The organism is Ruegeria sp. (assembly GCF_965199275.1).
Classification (GTDB): Bacteria; Pseudomonadota; Alphaproteobacteria; order Rhodobacterales; family Rhodobacteraceae; genus Ruegeria.
In genome coordinates this window covers 867,131-882,312 of the sequence record NZ_CBDAQX010000021.1, presented here as the reverse complement: position 1 = coordinate 882,312, position 15,182 = coordinate 867,131, and the positions used below count along the sequence as shown (strand labels likewise).

Sequence of the window (15,182 nt, the reverse complement as noted above, 5' to 3'; positions counted from 1 at the left end):
CATTTGAGGTTCCTGATCGGCGGGTCAATCAAAAATCCGACGGACCTGAGGTCGCAAAATCACCAATGGCCGATTGCCCCCGGCGGGGGTTTGGCATAATCACCTTGAAAAGCTCAAATCCACCTTTGAAGGTCACCCAATGCGCCTTAGCCGTTACTTTCTGCCCGTTCTCAAGGAAAACCCCTCCGAGGCCCAGATCGTCAGCCACCGGCTGATGTTGCGCGCCGGGATGATCAAGCAGGCTGCTGCCGGCATCTATTCCTGGCTGCCGTTGGGCTTCAAAGTCCTGCGCAAGCTTGAAAACATTGTGCATGAGGAGCAGGCGCGGGCAGGCCATATCGCGATCCAGATGCCAATCCTGCAATCGGCGGACCTGTGGCGCGAATCCGGTCGCTATGATGACTACGGCCAAGAGATGCTGCGGATGCAGGACCGTCATGGTCGCGACATGCTGTATACGCCCACGGCTGAGGAGCTGGTGACCGATATCTTCCGCGGCCATGTCAGCAGCTACAAGGACCTGCCGCTGACCCTCTACCAAATCCAGTGGAAATTCCGCGATGAAATCCGCCCGCGTTTCGGCGTGATGCGAGGGCGTGAGTTCTACATGAAGGATGGTTATAACTTCGACCTGACCAAGGAAGACGCGCTGCACGCCTACAACCGCCATCTGGTGAGCTACCTGCGCACTTACGAACGTATGGGCCTGCAGGCGATCCCGATGCGCGCCGATTCCGGCCCCATCGGCGGTGATGACACCCACGAATTCCTCGTACTGGCCGAAACCGGCGAATCCGAGGTTTTCTATGACAGCGCCGTCACCGACCTGACCTTCGGCGACCGTCAGATCGATTACGATGACCGCGCGCAGTGCCAGGCGATTTTGGAGGAGTTCACCTCGAAATACGCGCGCACGGACGAAACTCATGATGAGGCGCTGTTCAACCAGATCCCTGAAGAGCGCCGCCGCGTGGCGCGTGGGATCGAAGTGGGGCAGATCTTCTACTTCGGCACCAAGTACTCGGAAGCCATGGGCGCGACCGTTCAAGGCCCCGATGGCAAGCCGACTCCGGTTCACATGGGCAGCCACGGTATCGGCGTCAGCCGCCTGATCGGCGCGATCATCGAGGCCAGCCACGATGACAAAGGGATTGTCTGGCCCGAAGGCGTGACCCCGTTCCACTGTGGCATCGTCAACCTGAAGCAAGGTGATGAAGAAGCAGACGCGGCCTGTGACAAGCTCTATGGCGCCCTGACCGCTCTGGGTCTTGAGCCGCTTTACGACGACCGTAATGAGCGGGCAGGGGGCAAGTTCGCCACCATGGACCTGATCGGCTTGCCATGGCGCATCACCGTCGGGCCGCGCGGGTTGAAAAACGGTGTGGTAGAACTGACTTGCCGCCGAACGGGCGAAAGCGAAGAGTTGAGCCCCGAAGCCGCCGTCACCAAAATCGCCGGGATTTATGAGCAGATCGCCTGATCCGCTCATCTCGGTCATCACTGCGACCTACAACCTGCTGTCCCAAGGGCGGCAGGACAGTTTCAAAGGCGTTGTGGATTGCATGCAGCGCCAGAATTGCGCGCGGGCTGAGCATATCATCCAGGATGGTGCCTCAACCGACGGCACTGTCGCTATGTTGCACGAGTTGACCGAAAGGATGCCGCGTACGACCGTGATAAGCGAAACGGATGGCGGCTTGTATGACGCGATGAACAAGGGCGCGCAGGCAGCGAAGGGTGAGTACCTTTTGTTCCTGAACTCTGACGACTCGCTGGCCTCGGATGCTATTCTCAACCAAGCCGCAGATCGGCTGGAGGCGACCAAGCCTGACTTCCTATATGGCTCAACGCTGCGCCGTTATGAGGATGGTGGCGAGACGATGGAAAAGCGCATGTCGCTGAAAGCCATCCTGCAGCGCATGCCGTTCTGCCATAACTCGGTTTTCATTCGTCGTGATGTGTTTCAGGCGTTGGGCGGGCACGATAGCCAGTTCCGTATTGCTGCCGACTATGACCTGATGCTGCGCTTGATCGGGTCGGGCTATCAGGGTGAGCGTATGGATGAGCCGATCTCACTATTCTGGGATCGTGGCGCGACCAGTGATCAGGACGCGACCGGCAAGGATTACGCTCGGGTCTGGATGAACTACTACACGGGATTCAAATCCGCCAAAGTCCGCAGTCTGGATGATTTCGCCGGGTTCTATCGACGTGGTCACATGCCTGCTCGTCTGATCTGGGAACTGTTACGGCGACCCGACACACCCGAGCCGATCAAGACCGCCGCGCGCCACAGTCTGGCAAAAACCCTGCGCCGGTCCGTTCAATTCTGGCGCAGTTTTTAGGCCCGTACGGCCGGCCGCGCAGTCAGAATGTCGCCGTCTGCGTCGTTCCCGCGGGCCACAACGATCGGACGCCCCATGCGGCGTACAAGTTCCCGAAGCTCAAAGCCCAGAAACCGGATCCCGCAGATGCGTGCGCCGGTGTCGCGGTCGGTTACGCAAAGACGCCCTTCGCGAAAGGCAAGGCGATAGCCTTTGTCCCTCAGGACCTCGGCCAAATTGTTCCAGCTAACTGCGCTTGCAAAGATCGGACGGATCGCAGCACGAAGCAGTGCCGCAGTCTCACAATCCAAATCTGATGAAGGTTTGTGGGCCAAAATCGGGCCCGTCCCAAGTGTTGTATTTTGAATATTCATGAGCGACCCCCGCTCTTTCAAATGTGTTCCCCCAAAGTCAGGGTGACAAAGTTTCTGATATTAAGCAAAAAGCGAAATAAAATTGCTTAATTGTTGTGGCATTTTGAGTTCAGTGCCTCACACAATGCCAATATTGACTTCATAGCTGAAACAATAGCGGCCTGTCTGTGAAGGTTGTCACAACCTCTGGTGTAACCGATTGGCGGGCAAGACTACTTTTACCCTGCCAAAGGACCGTTAAGTGATTCGTTTCGATCTGGAGGCAGTGCAATTTGACCTCGGCAGATTTGCTGATAGACGAGGGCACGCCCCAGAGAAAGGCCGCAGGTTCGTGCTGAGTTTCGCCACTATCGTCTATTCCAAGGATTATCCGCTGCTCACGCTTCAGGCGATGTCTATGGCCAGGTTTGTTGCGCCGGATCAGGTGGCATCGATCCATGTCATTCTGAACGATGTAGATGAGGCCGGGTTGGCAGCGAAGATCGAACCGATGCTGCGGCACTACGGCCCGCTACGCTCCAAGGTACGGCTTCTAAAGGGCGAAGAGGTGTTGCTGGGCGAGGGGCACACTGCCAAGCGGCCGCTGAATGATCGGATATTGACCGAAAACCGCTATCGCCTTCCCCTGATCCGCAAAGGCGGTTGGCGGGGCAACAATGGCTACCGCATGCAGCAGGTGCTGAAACTTGGCGCGGCGCGGGTGGCAGAGGCCGAGAATATCGTCATTCTCGACACCAAGAACCTGTTCCTGCGGTCGTTCGAAGAAGGCGAATTCTTCTCACCCCAAGGGCCTGCTCGCATTCAGTTCATGCCAGTTCACAGCGACTATCACCGCAAATGGTTGCTCCAGAGCCTTGAGGCTTTGGGTGTTGAACAAACGCTGACGGACGACCTGCGCACTACGACGTTTTCAACGCCTTTTCCGGTACGCCGGACGCTGGTTCTTTCGCTGCTTGATGAGATCAATACACGCTACGGCTCGGTTCAGGCGCTTTTCGCGTCTAAACGGCGGCCATCGGAGTTCATGTTGATGAACGCGTTCTGTCTGATGTCACGTGATGGCTATGCGCCGTGGTTCGAACCCGCTAACCCTGCGCATATTGGGATGTGGCCGACTTATTCCACGGATGAACTGGCTAAGCTGGTCGCGCGGCTGCAGGACGACAGATCACTGACCCTCGGGCTGCACAACAGGGCGGTCGCGAATTTGCCGGAGGATTTGCGCGGGCAGGTTTATGCGGCCCTTGAAACGCGTGGCATATGCGATCGCCAAGTGACCGAAGAGGTTCTGCAGCGAACTTCCGCGTTTTCGAGCTGACACACAAGGACAAGCGGCTTGACCCTCGGGCGAAATGCCTAAAGGGTCGCGCCAAACCAGAAAAAACCCGGAGCAGGCATGGCCAAAACACCCCCGCCTTTCGCCCCTTTTGAATGGAAGATCGCCTGGCGCTACCTACGCGCGCGTCGGGCCGAGGGTGGCGTCAGCGTGATGACCTGGATCTCGCTGATCGGGATCACATTGGCTGTTTTTGCCCTGATTGCCACTTTAGCGGTGCGCTCGGGATTTCGGGCCGAATTCGTTGGCACCATTCTGGGAGCCAACGCACATGTGACGGTCTATTCCTCGGGTGAGATCGACGCGCAGGGGCGGGTTGATCGGACCATTGCAGATTTTGAGGAGCGTACGGCGCGTCTGGCGCAGGTGCCCGGCGTTGAACGGGTCGCCCCCTTGGTCAAAGGGCAGGTGCTGATCACCAACCGCGACCGCAGCAGTGGGGTTCAGGTGTTCGGGATGCGCCCCGGCGATCTGCGTGACTTGCCGGGTATTGCGGAAAGCGAGGAAGCGGTTGGCGATCTGTCCGAGTTTCGGACGGGCGAAGACGTCATCGCCATCGGTTCCGGCGTGGCCCGCAGTATTGGCGCCACGGTTGGCGACACCGTCAAACTGACTTCGCCGAACGGGGTCAAGACGGCCTTTGGCACCTCACCACGGGTAAACGCCTATCGCGTTGTCTACGTGTTCTCGGCCGGGCGCTACGACATCGACCGCACGCGGGTCTATATGCCGTTCTCGCAGGCGCAGAGTTTCTTCAACCGTGAGGGCGTCGCCGACGAGATCGAGGTCATGGTCGAACGCCCCGAAAACCTCAATCCAATCCTAATTCCGATCCTTGAGGCCGCAGGTGAGCGCAGCCAAATCTGGACGTGGCAGGATGCCTCGGGCGGGTTCTTGAGGGCACTGGAGGTTGAGGACAACGTGATGTTCATCATCCTGTCGATCCTTGTCCTCATTGCGGCAATGAACATCGTCTCAGGCCTGATTATGCTTGTCAAAAACAAGGGCCGAGACATCGGTATCCTGCGCACCATTGGTCTCAGCGAGGGCTCGGTCCTGCGGGTGTTTTTCATCTGCGGCGCGTTCACGGGCATCATCGGCACGGCCATGGGCGTGATCTTGGGTTGCCTCTTCGCGCTCTATATCGACCCCATCTTCTCGTTTGTGAACTACGCCATGGGCGGCGGCGTCTGGGATCCGTCGATCCGAGGGATTTACGCCTTGCCCGCCGAGCTTCACCTCAGCGATGTTCTGAAGGCGATTGGCTTGTCTCTGGGCTTGTCTTTTCTTGTCACCTATTTCCCCGCCCGCCGCGCCGCGCGGCTGAACCCGGTTGAGGCGCTGCGCTATGAATGATGTGAGTTTGCGGCTGAGCGGTCTGACGAAAACCTACCTGCAGGGCACTCCGGGTGAGGTGCAGGTTTTGCGCGGGATTGATCTGGAGTTGCAGCCGGGGGAGGCCGTCGCGCTTGTTGCGCCATCGGGTGCGGGCAAGTCGACCCTTTTGCATATCGCCGGGCTGCTGGACACGCCGGACAGCGGTAACGTTGAGATTGCGGGTCAGGATCTTGCGGGAAAAGGCGACCGCACGCGCACCTCTGTGCGGCGTCAGGATGTCGGGTTCGTCTACCAGTTCCACCATCTGCTGCCCGAGTTCACAGCGTTGGAGAACATCACCCTGCCACAACTCGCCAACGGTGTGTCCGAGCGGGATGCGCAGGACAGGGCGAAGTCCCTGTTGGACCGCGTCGGTGTCGCCCAACGCGCCGATCACCGTCCAGCGGCGCTGTCCGGGGGCGAGCAGCAGCGGGTCGCGTTCTGTCGCGCTCTGGCCAACGCACCGCGCGTTCTGCTGGCGGATGAACCGACAGGTAACCTTGACCCGGATACATCGGATCAGGTGTTCGAGGCTCTGATGACCCTGGTTCGCGACCAGGGCCTGTCTGCTCTGATCGCCACGCATAATCTGGACCTGGCCGCGCGGATGGACCGCATCGTCAGGCTGGAAGGTGGGGTGCTCAAGCCAGTTGAGTGATCGCCACTCCAATTGCCATCACCGCAATCCCGCCTGCGCGCATCATGGTGAGCGGTGTGACCTGCGCGCCGAACAGGCCGAAATGGTCGATGGCGGCCGTGCTGATCAATTGCCCCAGAAGGACAAAGAACACGGCGTTGCCGACGCCGAAATGCGGCGCGACATGGGTGATCGACAGGACGTAGAAAGCAATCAGAACGCCCGCAAGCAACAGGTGTTTTGGGGCCTGTGCCACTTTTGACAGCGCCTCAAAACCGGGAAAGACCACCATCACCAGCGCGCTAGACCCGAAGGCGATGGCAAACAGGATCACAGCCGCTGTGGTCGGCGAGCCGATGAGCTTGCCGAGCGCCGCGTTCAAAGCGGCCAGGATGGGGACTCCGATCCCGGCGGCCAGCATGATGGCTGCGTATTGTGTCATGGCCCGATCCCTCTTTACCCGTATTCGTTGATCTGGATCATTGCGCCAAGCCGCGCAGCGGGCAAGCCTGTTGACAGCAGTTGTGGTAGGAGGATGCGATGATCACAAAGCTTTGTTTTGCAACGGCGTCAGCTCTGATTGCCATGTCTGCCCCCCTCTGGGCGCAGGATGCAGAGAAAGGCGCCGAGCTTTACCAGCACTATTGCGCCACCTGCCATGGGATTGATGCCACCGGCCATGGGCCGATGGCCGGAGTTCTTGTCATTCAGCCGACCAACCTGAAGACACTGGCAAACGCGGACGGCGTATTCCCCACGGCCCGCGTGGTGGCGCGGATAGACGGGCGTGATCCGTTGGTGAGCCATGGCAGTCCGATGCCAGTTTATGGCCCGTATTTCGAAGGGCAGGACACCGCGATCAAAACGCTTGAGGGGCAACCGATCCTCACCAGCCAGCCCATTGTCGATCTGGTGGAATTTCTGAAAACCCTGCAGGACGGCTAAACCTCAGCTGCAGATGCCTTCGATCTTTGCCTCGCTCCACGGGATTGCGATGTCACGCTCGCGGCCGGTCTGTGGCAGCGGGGACAGATCGAAATGTTCGCCCAGCATATCGTGCAACCGTTTGGTGCGCTGCGCCTGAGGGTCCAGTGCGCGGCAGCAAACGTATTCCTCGACAATCGCGCCCTGCTGTTCGAACCCGTAGGACAGGAAATCGGGCGAGGTTTCCAGATCGAACAAATACGGATCTTTGCGCCCGCCATGTTCCGCTGCGGCGCGCAGAGGGTGATAGCCCGTGGTCTCGCGGTTCTGCCACTGCCAGATATGGGTCAGTTCGTGTGCCAGTAACATCGCGGCGATCAGGTTCATCTCTTCGGGATAGTCGGACATATAGTCCTCAAGATACCAATCGCGTGCGAAATAGACCTTGTTGAACAGGGCTACGGCGGCCGGTTTTCCAGTGACCACGCCAGCCTCAACAGGCGGAAGGATACGTTCCCGACAGGCCTCACGCGGGCGGGCTTCGCGGAAATAGGTGACTGGCACGACAGGGGCCCCTTTGACCAGCCGGACACTATCCAGATCCAGCGTCGTGCCTTGCACCGCGCTTGCAAAGCCACGCTCCTGCTCGGTCAGGGGACGCCCGCAGGAGGACAGAAGCAAAAGGAGCATAAACAGAATGCGCAAAACCATGTGATCAACCCTAGTGCGTCACTTGCGTTGCGCAAGGCGATTTCACGTAGACGTGGCCGGGCCGCCGCCGGTACTTGATCTGGCACAAGACCAAATCTGCACGATACCTTTACACGGGTCGAAACATCTATCGGAGAGTACATGTCCAGTTGGGTGCCATTCATATCGGCTTTGACGGCGTTTTTCCTAAGCCACGCCATCCCCGCGCGGGCACCGGTGCGGGCCAGATTGATCACGGTTTTAGGGCACAGGGGGTATCTGCTGGCGTATTCGCTATTGTCCCTCGTCGTCCTTGCATGGCTGATCGTGGCCGCGGCGAATGCACCCTATGTCGAGATCATCCCCCCGTGGCCGGTGCTGCGCTGGGTGCCGTTGGTCGTGATGCCAGTGGTGTGTTGGCTGGCTGTGGCCGGACTGACCATCAGTAGCCCGTTTTCGTTTGGTGGGTTGGGGAAGGCGGCTTTTGATCCGGACCGCCCCGGAATTCTGCGCACCACCCGCCATCCGCTTCTGGCGGCTCTGACGCTGTGGGCCGGGGCGCATCTTCTCGCGAATGGCAGTTTGTCTCATGTGATCCTGTTTGGCCTGTTCGCCGGTTTTGCCGCGCTGGGCATGGCGCTGATCGACCGCCGCACGACCCGGTCCTTGGGAGCAGATTGGCCGCAGCTATCGCGTAATACGGCGCGGTTTTCGCTGCGCGCGCCCTCACCGTGGCCGCCCCTTCACGTGTGGCTTGCCTCGCTTGCCGTCTTTGCCGTTCTGATCGGTTTGCACGGTGCTTTGATCGGTGTCTCTCCACTTCCGTGAAGCAAGGAGTGTCGAGAACATTCTGAATTGTCCGGTGTAGGTAACATGCCAATTGTCCGCTTCAGTTGATTGCGCGGTGGCCCAATTCGGAGGGAGCCGTAGGCGACCGTAGATTTGGGCCACCGCGTTCGCGCCACGTCGAAGCGGGTCACGCGACTTTGTGTTTGCTATCCTCCTGTGTGATGGGTGATCCGTCAGGCTGGTAGCGGCCAATGCATCTCGGGCCGTGGAAGATGACCAGTTGACCATCGGGGTATTCGTGGACCCTGACCTTCGCCTTGACGAAATGATGACGGTGCCTGTCTGCCGCGATCTGCATGACCAGGCCCTTGTAGCGCACCGTATTGTCGTTGCCGACGACGCGGTCTTCCTGCACACACAGGGTGTCGCGCACATTGCCTGTAAACGGCACGAAGGCCGAGGTCGTATCCTCCGGCTCCCTTGCAAACAGGGCATTGTGTTCGGGAAGATAGACCTCTTTCAGGAACTGATTGCCTCTTCAATGGTTGTGATCCCATGGGACCGCAGTTCCTGCGGCAATCGGTTCTGGAACGTGCCAAACATGCGTTCAGACCGTCCACGGGCCTGCGGTGAATAGGCCGGGATCAGCTCAATGCCGAGTTGCTGCAAGGCGCGCCCGACCTGGGTCAGATTGTCCTTGTCCACTTTGCCGCCCGCTTCGGGCGTATGCCAGTAATGAGAGCCCCGATCGGCATAGAGCGAGCAAAACAGACCTTGCGCCTCGATCACCTCTGTCAGCCCCTGAAAACTGCTCATCGTCCCTTCTTCCTCGACAAAGAATGCCGAATAAACCCGGTTGGTGGCATCGTCCATGGTGACGATCAGATCCCACCACTGACCCGGAACCCATTCATGGCTGGAGCCGTCCTGATGCAACATCATGCCAACCATCGGACGGCGGGGCCGCTTGCGCCGATGGGCACCTCGTCGGGGTGCTGCCTGAACCCGGCCGTGGCGCTGCAGTGTAAGCCGCACCCAGTTGTAGCTCTGTGTGAAACCATGGTGGGCCACCAGCTTCTCGTGGAAATGCTTCGGCGTGTAATCCCAGTACTTGGTATCAAACAGTTCAAGCATCTCCATGACCTTATCCGTGGCAACACGATTGTTGGCCAGTTTGCCAAGCCGACGGTCGTACAGACCTTCTGCACCATCCGCCTCAAATCGATCCTCCCAACGCCTGACGGTGCGCACGGATACACCCAGTATCTCAGCCGCCTGTTCTTGCGTCAGCTTGTTCGCGCTTCGCCGCGAATACACATCTTCAAACTTCATCAGTCGAACTTCCTGTAACACTTCTGCTCGGTTCATAACGCCTCCTCTCAGAGACAGAATAGAACCGGACAGATCGCATGTTACATACACCGGACATATCGCGTGTTAGCGACATTCCGTGAAGCAAGGAGTGGTCGACCCGCGAGTACCGTGCTATCTGATACGCTGAAGTTTGACTTACGAGGTCCAAAAATGCATCTGGCCTATGTTACCACCACCGATCGCGGCGCGACTGACCGCTTGTTAAGCGCCGTGGCCGCACACCTGCTGGCGCGTGGTGCCAAACTGGCGGGGGTCGTGCAGACCAACACGGAATGCACCGATAGCAGCAAATGCGATATGGATGTGCAGGTTTTGCCAGATGGCGAGACTATCCGTATCTCGCAAACCTTAGGCGAGCATGCGCGCGGCTGCCGTCTGGACCCTGCGGCGCTCGAGCAGGCTGTGGGACAGGTCATGGCAACGCTTGCCGATGACCCGCAGCTGATGATTATCAACAAGTTCGGCAAGCATGAGGCCGACGGGCGCGGCTTCCGCCCTGTCATCGCCGAGGCGCTGGCGCAGGACCTTCCTGTTCTGCTGGGCGTGAACGGGTTGAATGACGAGAAGTTTCAGGCCTTCACGGGCGGCGCGGCAGAACAACTGACCCCGGATCTTGAGGCGATTGTCAGCTGGTTCGAAAAGGTCTCAGCCCAGCGGGCGGATGCCGCCTGAGAGCAGCCTCACGTAGCGTAATGCGCTGATATCCTGACTTGTTTGGCCGTGCCTTCGCTGCAATCCTCGTTCAGGGAGGATTATAGGCATGTGGACAAACTGGGCCGGGAACGAAACCGCCACCGCTCCGATTTCGCGCCCTTTGGGGTTGGATCAGCTGCGGGCGACGGTTGCGGAACCTGAGAACCTGCGGGTCGTCGGGGCAGGGCACTCCTTTACCCCAATCGTATGTGGCGCCGAGCGGATATTGGATCTGTCACAGTTGCATTTGCCTACGGTTGGACCTGTCGAAGATGGGCAGGTCTGGGCCAATGCCAATGCGCGTCTGCGTGATCTTTCGCCCGCCTTAGCTGAACAGGGTGTGGCGTTCCGCAATCTGGGCGACATCAACACGCAATCTCTGGCCGGGGCTGCATCCACGGCTACTCATGGCACTGGACGCACTTTGCCCTGCCTGGCGGCCGAGATTGCAGATGCCAAGTTCATTGGGGCGACTGGTGACATACTGACCACTTCGCAAATCCCGCTGGAGATGGCGCAGGTGACGCTGGGTCTATTGGGCATTCTGACCGAGGCGCGGATCAATGTCGTGCCGAAATACAATCTGCGCCGTCGGGTCACGCTGACCGATCTGCCGGATGTCTTGGCCAACATGCATTAGAATTGGGCCGAGAACCGGAATTTTGAGTTCTTCTACATCCCCTTCACCGGCAAAGCGGTCGAGCTGCGCCACGCCGTCACCGATGCCCCCGAAAGCAAGGCCCCTCGCGATCTGGATATGCTGGCGGTCAAGGTGCTGAAGCTCGCCCGAAACGCTGGGCGCTTCAGTCCCGGTCTGCGCAAGCTGCTGCTGAACCTGCTCACGTTGGCCCATTCGGATGAGGATTACGTCGGCGAAAGTTGGCGGGTGCTGTGCAGCGACAGACATATTCGGTTCAAGGAGATGGAGTATCATCTGCCAGTTGACGTTGCCGGTGATATTTTGGCCGAGGTCTTTCTCCGACTAGAGCGTGACCACAAGGACATCTATTTTCCGATCGAAGTGCGCCAGACGGCGGGTGACACGGCCTGCCTGTCGCCTTTTCAGGGCGGCCCACGGATCTCGATCGCGCTGCACACGGATGCGGGTGAAGATCACAGCCGCTATTTCAACGCTCTGGAACCGTTATTTCTCGAGGCTGGAGGGCGCCCGCATTGGGGCAAGATGCACAGTCTTTCCTACAAAGACTTGTCCGGCCTGTTTCCGGATTTCGACCGGTTCTGCGCCCTGCGTGAGGAATTGGACCCACAGGGCAAATTCATGACGCCCGCCTTGGCTCGGTTGTTCCGGCCATGAGCGATCCCTACCTCACCAGGTTGTCCGAGGCTTTGCGCACCCACGGGGTCGATCAGCCTGTCGTCGCAATAGACCTGGATCGGGTCGAGGCAAATTGCCGGGCAGCACAGGCCGCAGCTGACCCCGGACTGGACCGGCGCTTGGTCGCAAAATCTCTGCCTTGCCTGCCGTTGCTGGATCATATCCGCGGGCTGATCCCCAGCTCAGGCTTGATGAGCTTCTCCGAACCGATGCTAATGGAGCTACTGCAAGCGGAAAAAGATACGGACCATCTGATCGGAAAACCGCTGCCCGTTACTTCTGCGACGCGTGTGTTGCAGACCAGCCCGGACGCCACAGATCGGGTGCAATGGCTGATCGACACCCCAGAACGCCTGCGCGAGTATCTGGCTTTGGCGGAAACAAGCCAAACGGCCCTGCGTTTGTCGCTTGAGGTGGATATCGGCCTGCACCGTGGCGGGTTGAAAGTGGATCAGGTTGCCGAACTCGCACGGGTTATCTCTGCGCATCCAAACGCGCGCTTAAGCGGGCTTATGGGGTATGAGGCGCATCTGGCGAAGCTGCCCGGTCTCCTGAAGTCACGGGCAACGAAGGCCAGCGCCAAAGCGTTTGAACATGCCGTGGCTGCACTGCCTGAAGGCGCGGTTTATTGCCTGAACACCGGCGGCAGCCTGACCTTTCATAGCTATCACACACCCGGGCCAGCCACCGAGGTTGCGTTTGGCTCGATCCTCGTGAAGCCATCCGATTTCGACCACGCGACCACCACTGGCTTTCAACCGGCTGCGTTTCTGGCCACCCCTGTCCTCAAGTCCATGCCTTCAAACCCTCTGCCGGGTTTGGAGTTCCTGCCCCAGCGCAAAACTCATATCGCGATCTTCGGAGGACATTTTCTCGGCCAACCCGTACACCCCGGCGGGTTCACCTATTCCTCGGTCTTTGGGCGGTCCAGCAATCAGGAGGTTTGGACCGGCCGCTCTAGCCATGCCGTCAAACCCGGTGACATCGCGTTGATCCGCCCGAGCCAGAGCGAGGCTGTTCTGAACCAGTTCGGAACGGTTTTAGCGGTGCGAGAAGGGCAGGTGATCGCGGAATGGCCATGCTTGCCGAATTGACTCCGATAGCACAGCGATACTTGCGCGATTTTTCAGCCGTTTTTCACCGCGAAGCGCATTGAATTCGCAAAGCTATGGGCGTAGTTCTCAACGCGTGCCGACCTCGGGTCGACACAGGTTGCCCGCGTGGTGGAATGGTAGACACAAGAGACTTAAAATCTCTCCTGACTTCCGACATTTTTTCGTATAAGTCATTGATATTATTATGCCTTGGTTGCCAAAAGGCACTACACGGACTTTTTTCGCCAGCGATTGTTTCGGAGTGTTGAGGGAGCTCAGGCTTTGGTCTGGCCAGTTTTTCGGGTGCGCCCGGGGGGTATCTTGAAAGGGGCTTCGTTCCAGGTCAGGCCGACGCAGGTGAGGATGCGTCTGGCATCGACCGTGGCATGGCTTGGCATGCCGTAGCGGTCAGGGGTGCCTTTGTGGCGCAGGATCGAGAGCTGCAATGCGTTCAACTCGTTGCGGATACGAGCCGGGCTCATCGGGTGTCCGAGCAGGTCCAGATGCTTGCGCAGGTGCTGCAGGCAGCAGAAGGCCATGTAGCAGATGGCGATATGGGCCCGGACCCGACGCGGCGACCAGTGATAGATGGGCCGGATTTTCAGATCGTGCTTGTTGGTGCGGAAGCAGGCTTCGATCTCCCACAACTGGTGATAGCGGGCAATGACGTCCTGTGCCTCCAGTTCGTCCGCACCATGAACAACAATGGCATGCAGCCCGTCCCATTGTGCCGCTGCCTTGATCTTTGCATCATCCAGCGTGACGTCCCCGCTGTCGGGGAAGGCCAGGAAGCGGCCATATCCCCGGCTGCTGAAGCTGCCGGGTTTGCGAGAGCGCTTGAGCTTCTTGTGCAGCTTTTCGATTGCCTTGTCGCGCTTGTGGGCATCATTGCGTGCCCGGGTGGGTGACCAGGTCACAATGACCCGCGCTCCCTCCTGGTCGATCACCTTGTACCAGCCCTTCTCGGTTGCCTCTTCAGAACCGTGTCCAGCCCAAGGCTGGCGTCCCTCCGGGCTCAAAATGTTCGCCTTCACGGCGGCCGGGGCGGACTTCATGCGATAGCCGAGGATGTAGGGCAGACCCTTGTTCTGCAACATCTGCTGGTTGTCCTTGCTGAGCATGGCGGCATCGGCCACGAACGTGACCCTGGCCACGTCGAAGCGTCCCTCCAACGCCTTCAGCGCAGCTTCCAGCGTATGACCTTCCCAGGTGTTTCCCGGGAAGAGTTCATAGCCCACAGGCAGCCCATCGGAGGTGACGATCAGCGCCAGCATGACCTGAGCGCGGTGATGCTTGCCATCCTTGCTGAAGCCCTTGGCCAGAAGATGATCCTGCTCGACCCCGTCCGCATCCTCGGCCGGGTCCTCGCGCTCGGTGTCAAAGGCCAGGGTCGTGCAATCGTAGAACAGCACGGTCACTGGCCCGCCCAGCAACTTCTCTGCCGCCGCGTGAGAGGTTTTGCAAATCCCGTCTATCACCGGCGTATTGATGTAATCCATGCTCCGATAGACCACGTCCAGATTGAGCGTGATGCCTGCCTGGTTCTCCAACGCCTCCACGGTCGCGCGCTTGCTCTCGGGCTGTGCGATCCGCGCCATAACCAGCTCTTTCACAATGCGATTGGCACTTTTACGCGCCGCCCCCAGAAGGGCCCCCCAACCCAGTTGGTCATACATCGTCCCCATGACATCCCGCAGACCCAGAGAGACCCGCGCCTCCTCACGGCACTCGGCAAGATCAACGCCAAGCTTGTCCGGCCGCGGAGCGCGGCGCACCAGCGCCTGCAGATCGGCATATTCCGTGGGCGTGAACAGTTCCATTTGCGGCGAGCGATCAATGCGTAATTGCTCCATCAAGCGGCCCGCCAGACGCTTGATATCCTCAATCTCGCTGTCGTTATGGGCCACACCCACATGGCGCAGGATCTTCTGGCGTACCTTGGAGCCGGTGCGGACGGATTCAACGATCTGGATCCGTGTGCGGTTGAGCTTTGCGTCATGTTTGGTGCGGATGAACATGGGCGAAGAGGTTAGCCATCTGAAGGCCCATGTCAATACTTTTTATAATAATGGGGCACTACAACGCGCCTCTGAGCAACCACACCTGAAAACAAACCAAAAACCCAGTCAGATCAACAAAAAGGTCGGAAGTCAGGAATTGACTCCGATAGCACAGCGATACTTGCGCGATTTTTCAGCCGTTTTTCACCGCGAAGCGCATTGAATTCGCAAAGC

The 15,182-nt window shown here is 59.0% G+C and carries 17 protein-coding genes and 1 pseudogene; 12 read left to right on the top strand and 6 right to left on the bottom strand.

All coding sequences use genetic code 11. From position 1 onward, the window contains the following. Positions 1 to 139: 139 nt before the first annotated feature. Both proS and ACOERD_RS19115 read left to right on the top strand, forming a co-directional pair. On the top strand, positions 140 to 1,480 hold the full coding sequence (gene proS, locus ACOERD_RS19120; RefSeq protein WP_419740071.1) for a proline--tRNA ligase: 1,341 nt from the start codon (positions 140 to 142) through the stop codon (positions 1,478 to 1,480). Then, entirely contained in the window at positions 1,464 to 2,345 is an 882-nt protein-coding gene (locus ACOERD_RS19115) for a glycosyltransferase family 2 protein (protein ID WP_419740070.1), read from the top strand. The genes proS and ACOERD_RS19115 overlap by 17 nt, the downstream gene beginning before the upstream one ends. Here the strand turns inward: ACOERD_RS19115 and ACOERD_RS19110 are convergent. Then, the gene (locus ACOERD_RS19110; protein WP_419740069.1) at positions 2,342 to 2,659 is read right to left on the bottom strand and encodes a hypothetical protein; all 318 of its coding nucleotides are present in this window, start codon (positions 2,657 to 2,659) and stop codon (positions 2,342 to 2,344) included. The genes ACOERD_RS19115 and ACOERD_RS19110 overlap by 4 nt on opposite strands. A 280-nt stretch (positions 2,660 to 2,939) precedes the next feature. Between ACOERD_RS19110 and ACOERD_RS19105 the strand changes: the two genes are divergently transcribed. From ACOERD_RS19105 to ACOERD_RS19095, 3 genes are all read left to right on the top strand, one after another. After that, the gene (locus ACOERD_RS19105) at positions 2,940 to 4,016 is read left to right on the top strand and encodes a DUF6492 family protein (RefSeq protein WP_419740068.1); all 1,077 of its coding nucleotides are present in this window, start codon (positions 2,940 to 2,942) and stop codon (positions 4,014 to 4,016) included. Positions 4,017 to 4,094: 78 nt separating this feature from the next. Next, the gene (locus ACOERD_RS19100; RefSeq protein ID WP_419740067.1) at positions 4,095 to 5,390 is read left to right on the top strand and encodes a lipoprotein-releasing ABC transporter permease subunit; all 1,296 of its coding nucleotides are present in this window, start codon (positions 4,095 to 4,097) and stop codon (positions 5,388 to 5,390) included. Beyond that, the gene (locus ACOERD_RS19095) at positions 5,383 to 6,069 is read left to right on the top strand and encodes an ABC transporter ATP-binding protein (protein ID WP_419740066.1); all 687 of its coding nucleotides are present in this window, start codon (positions 5,383 to 5,385) and stop codon (positions 6,067 to 6,069) included. Before ACOERD_RS19100 ends, ACOERD_RS19095 begins: the two co-directional genes overlap by 8 nt. On the opposite strand, the gene ACOERD_RS19090 is transcribed toward ACOERD_RS19095, so the two are convergent. Then, positions 6,053 to 6,490, bottom strand: coding sequence for a DMT family transporter (locus ACOERD_RS19090; RefSeq protein WP_170765974.1), 438 nt, complete (start codon positions 6,488 to 6,490; stop codon positions 6,053 to 6,055). The genes ACOERD_RS19095 and ACOERD_RS19090 overlap by 17 nt on opposite strands. 98 nt (positions 6,491 to 6,588) lie before the next feature. On the opposite strand from ACOERD_RS19090, the gene ACOERD_RS19085 reads away from it, so the two are divergent. Then, positions 6,589 to 6,993, top strand: coding sequence for a cytochrome c (locus tag ACOERD_RS19085; protein ID WP_419740065.1), 405 nt, complete (start codon positions 6,589 to 6,591; stop codon positions 6,991 to 6,993). Between the two features lie 3 nt (positions 6,994 to 6,996). Here ACOERD_RS19085 and ACOERD_RS19080 read toward each other — a convergent pair whose 3' ends face one another. Next, positions 6,997 to 7,683: a hypothetical protein gene (locus tag ACOERD_RS19080; RefSeq protein ID WP_170719286.1), complete on the bottom strand. Its 687-nt coding sequence runs from the start codon at positions 7,681 to 7,683 to the stop codon at positions 6,997 to 6,999. A gap of 141 nt (positions 7,684 to 7,824) precedes the next feature. On the opposite strand from ACOERD_RS19080, the gene ACOERD_RS19075 reads away from it, so the two are divergent. Further along, positions 7,825 to 8,490 carry an NnrU family protein gene (locus tag ACOERD_RS19075; RefSeq protein WP_419740064.1) on the top strand — a complete coding sequence of 222 codons (666 nt, stop codon included), beginning with the start codon at positions 7,825 to 7,827 and terminating at the stop codon, positions 8,488 to 8,490. A 148-nt stretch (positions 8,491 to 8,638) separates the two neighbouring features. Here ACOERD_RS19075 and ACOERD_RS19070 read toward each other — a convergent pair whose 3' ends face one another. Continuing rightward, positions 8,639 to 8,902 carry a hypothetical protein gene (locus ACOERD_RS19070; protein WP_419740063.1) on the bottom strand — a complete coding sequence of 88 codons (264 nt, stop codon included), beginning with the start codon at positions 8,900 to 8,902 and terminating at the stop codon, positions 8,639 to 8,641. Positions 8,903 to 8,970: 68 nt separating this feature from the next. Beyond that, entirely contained in the window at positions 8,971 to 9,819 is an 849-nt protein-coding gene (locus ACOERD_RS19065; RefSeq protein ID WP_419740062.1) for an ISNCY family transposase, read from the bottom strand. Between the two features lie 156 nt (positions 9,820 to 9,975). Between ACOERD_RS19065 and ACOERD_RS19060 the strand changes: the two genes are divergently transcribed. The 4 genes and pseudogenes from ACOERD_RS19060 (at position 9,976) to ACOERD_RS19045 (ending at position 12,948) form a co-directional block, all read left to right on the top strand. Beyond that, positions 9,976 to 10,497 (top strand): DUF2478 domain-containing protein, encoded by a 522-nt coding sequence (locus ACOERD_RS19060; RefSeq protein WP_419740061.1) that lies wholly within the window; start codon positions 9,976 to 9,978, stop codon positions 10,495 to 10,497. Positions 10,498 to 10,585: 88 nt separating this feature from the next. Next, on the top strand, positions 10,586 to 11,158 hold the full coding sequence (locus ACOERD_RS19055) for an FAD-binding protein (protein ID WP_419740060.1): 573 nt from the start codon (positions 10,586 to 10,588) through the stop codon (positions 11,156 to 11,158). 15 nt (positions 11,159 to 11,173) lie between these two features. Then, positions 11,174 to 11,833, top strand: a pseudogene (locus tag ACOERD_RS19050) (D-arabinono-1,4-lactone oxidase); the annotation flags it as partial. Beyond that, a complete protein-coding gene (locus ACOERD_RS19045; protein WP_419740059.1) occupies positions 11,830 to 12,948 on the top strand; it encodes an alanine racemase in 1,119 nt (372 codons plus the stop codon). The pseudogene ACOERD_RS19050 and the gene ACOERD_RS19045, both read left to right, overlap by 4 nt. A gap of 275 nt (positions 12,949 to 13,223) precedes the next feature. Here ACOERD_RS19045 and ACOERD_RS19040 read toward each other — a convergent pair whose 3' ends face one another. Continuing rightward, entirely contained in the window at positions 13,224 to 14,966 is a 1,743-nt protein-coding gene (locus ACOERD_RS19040) for an IS1634 family transposase (RefSeq protein WP_419737624.1), read from the bottom strand. On the opposite strand from ACOERD_RS19040, the gene ACOERD_RS19035 reads away from it, so the two are divergent. Continuing rightward, positions 14,959 to 15,171, top strand: coding sequence for a hypothetical protein (locus tag ACOERD_RS19035; RefSeq protein ID WP_419740058.1), 213 nt, complete (start codon positions 14,959 to 14,961; stop codon positions 15,169 to 15,171). The genes ACOERD_RS19040 and ACOERD_RS19035 overlap by 8 nt on opposite strands. Positions 15,172 to 15,182 lie beyond the last annotated feature (11 nt).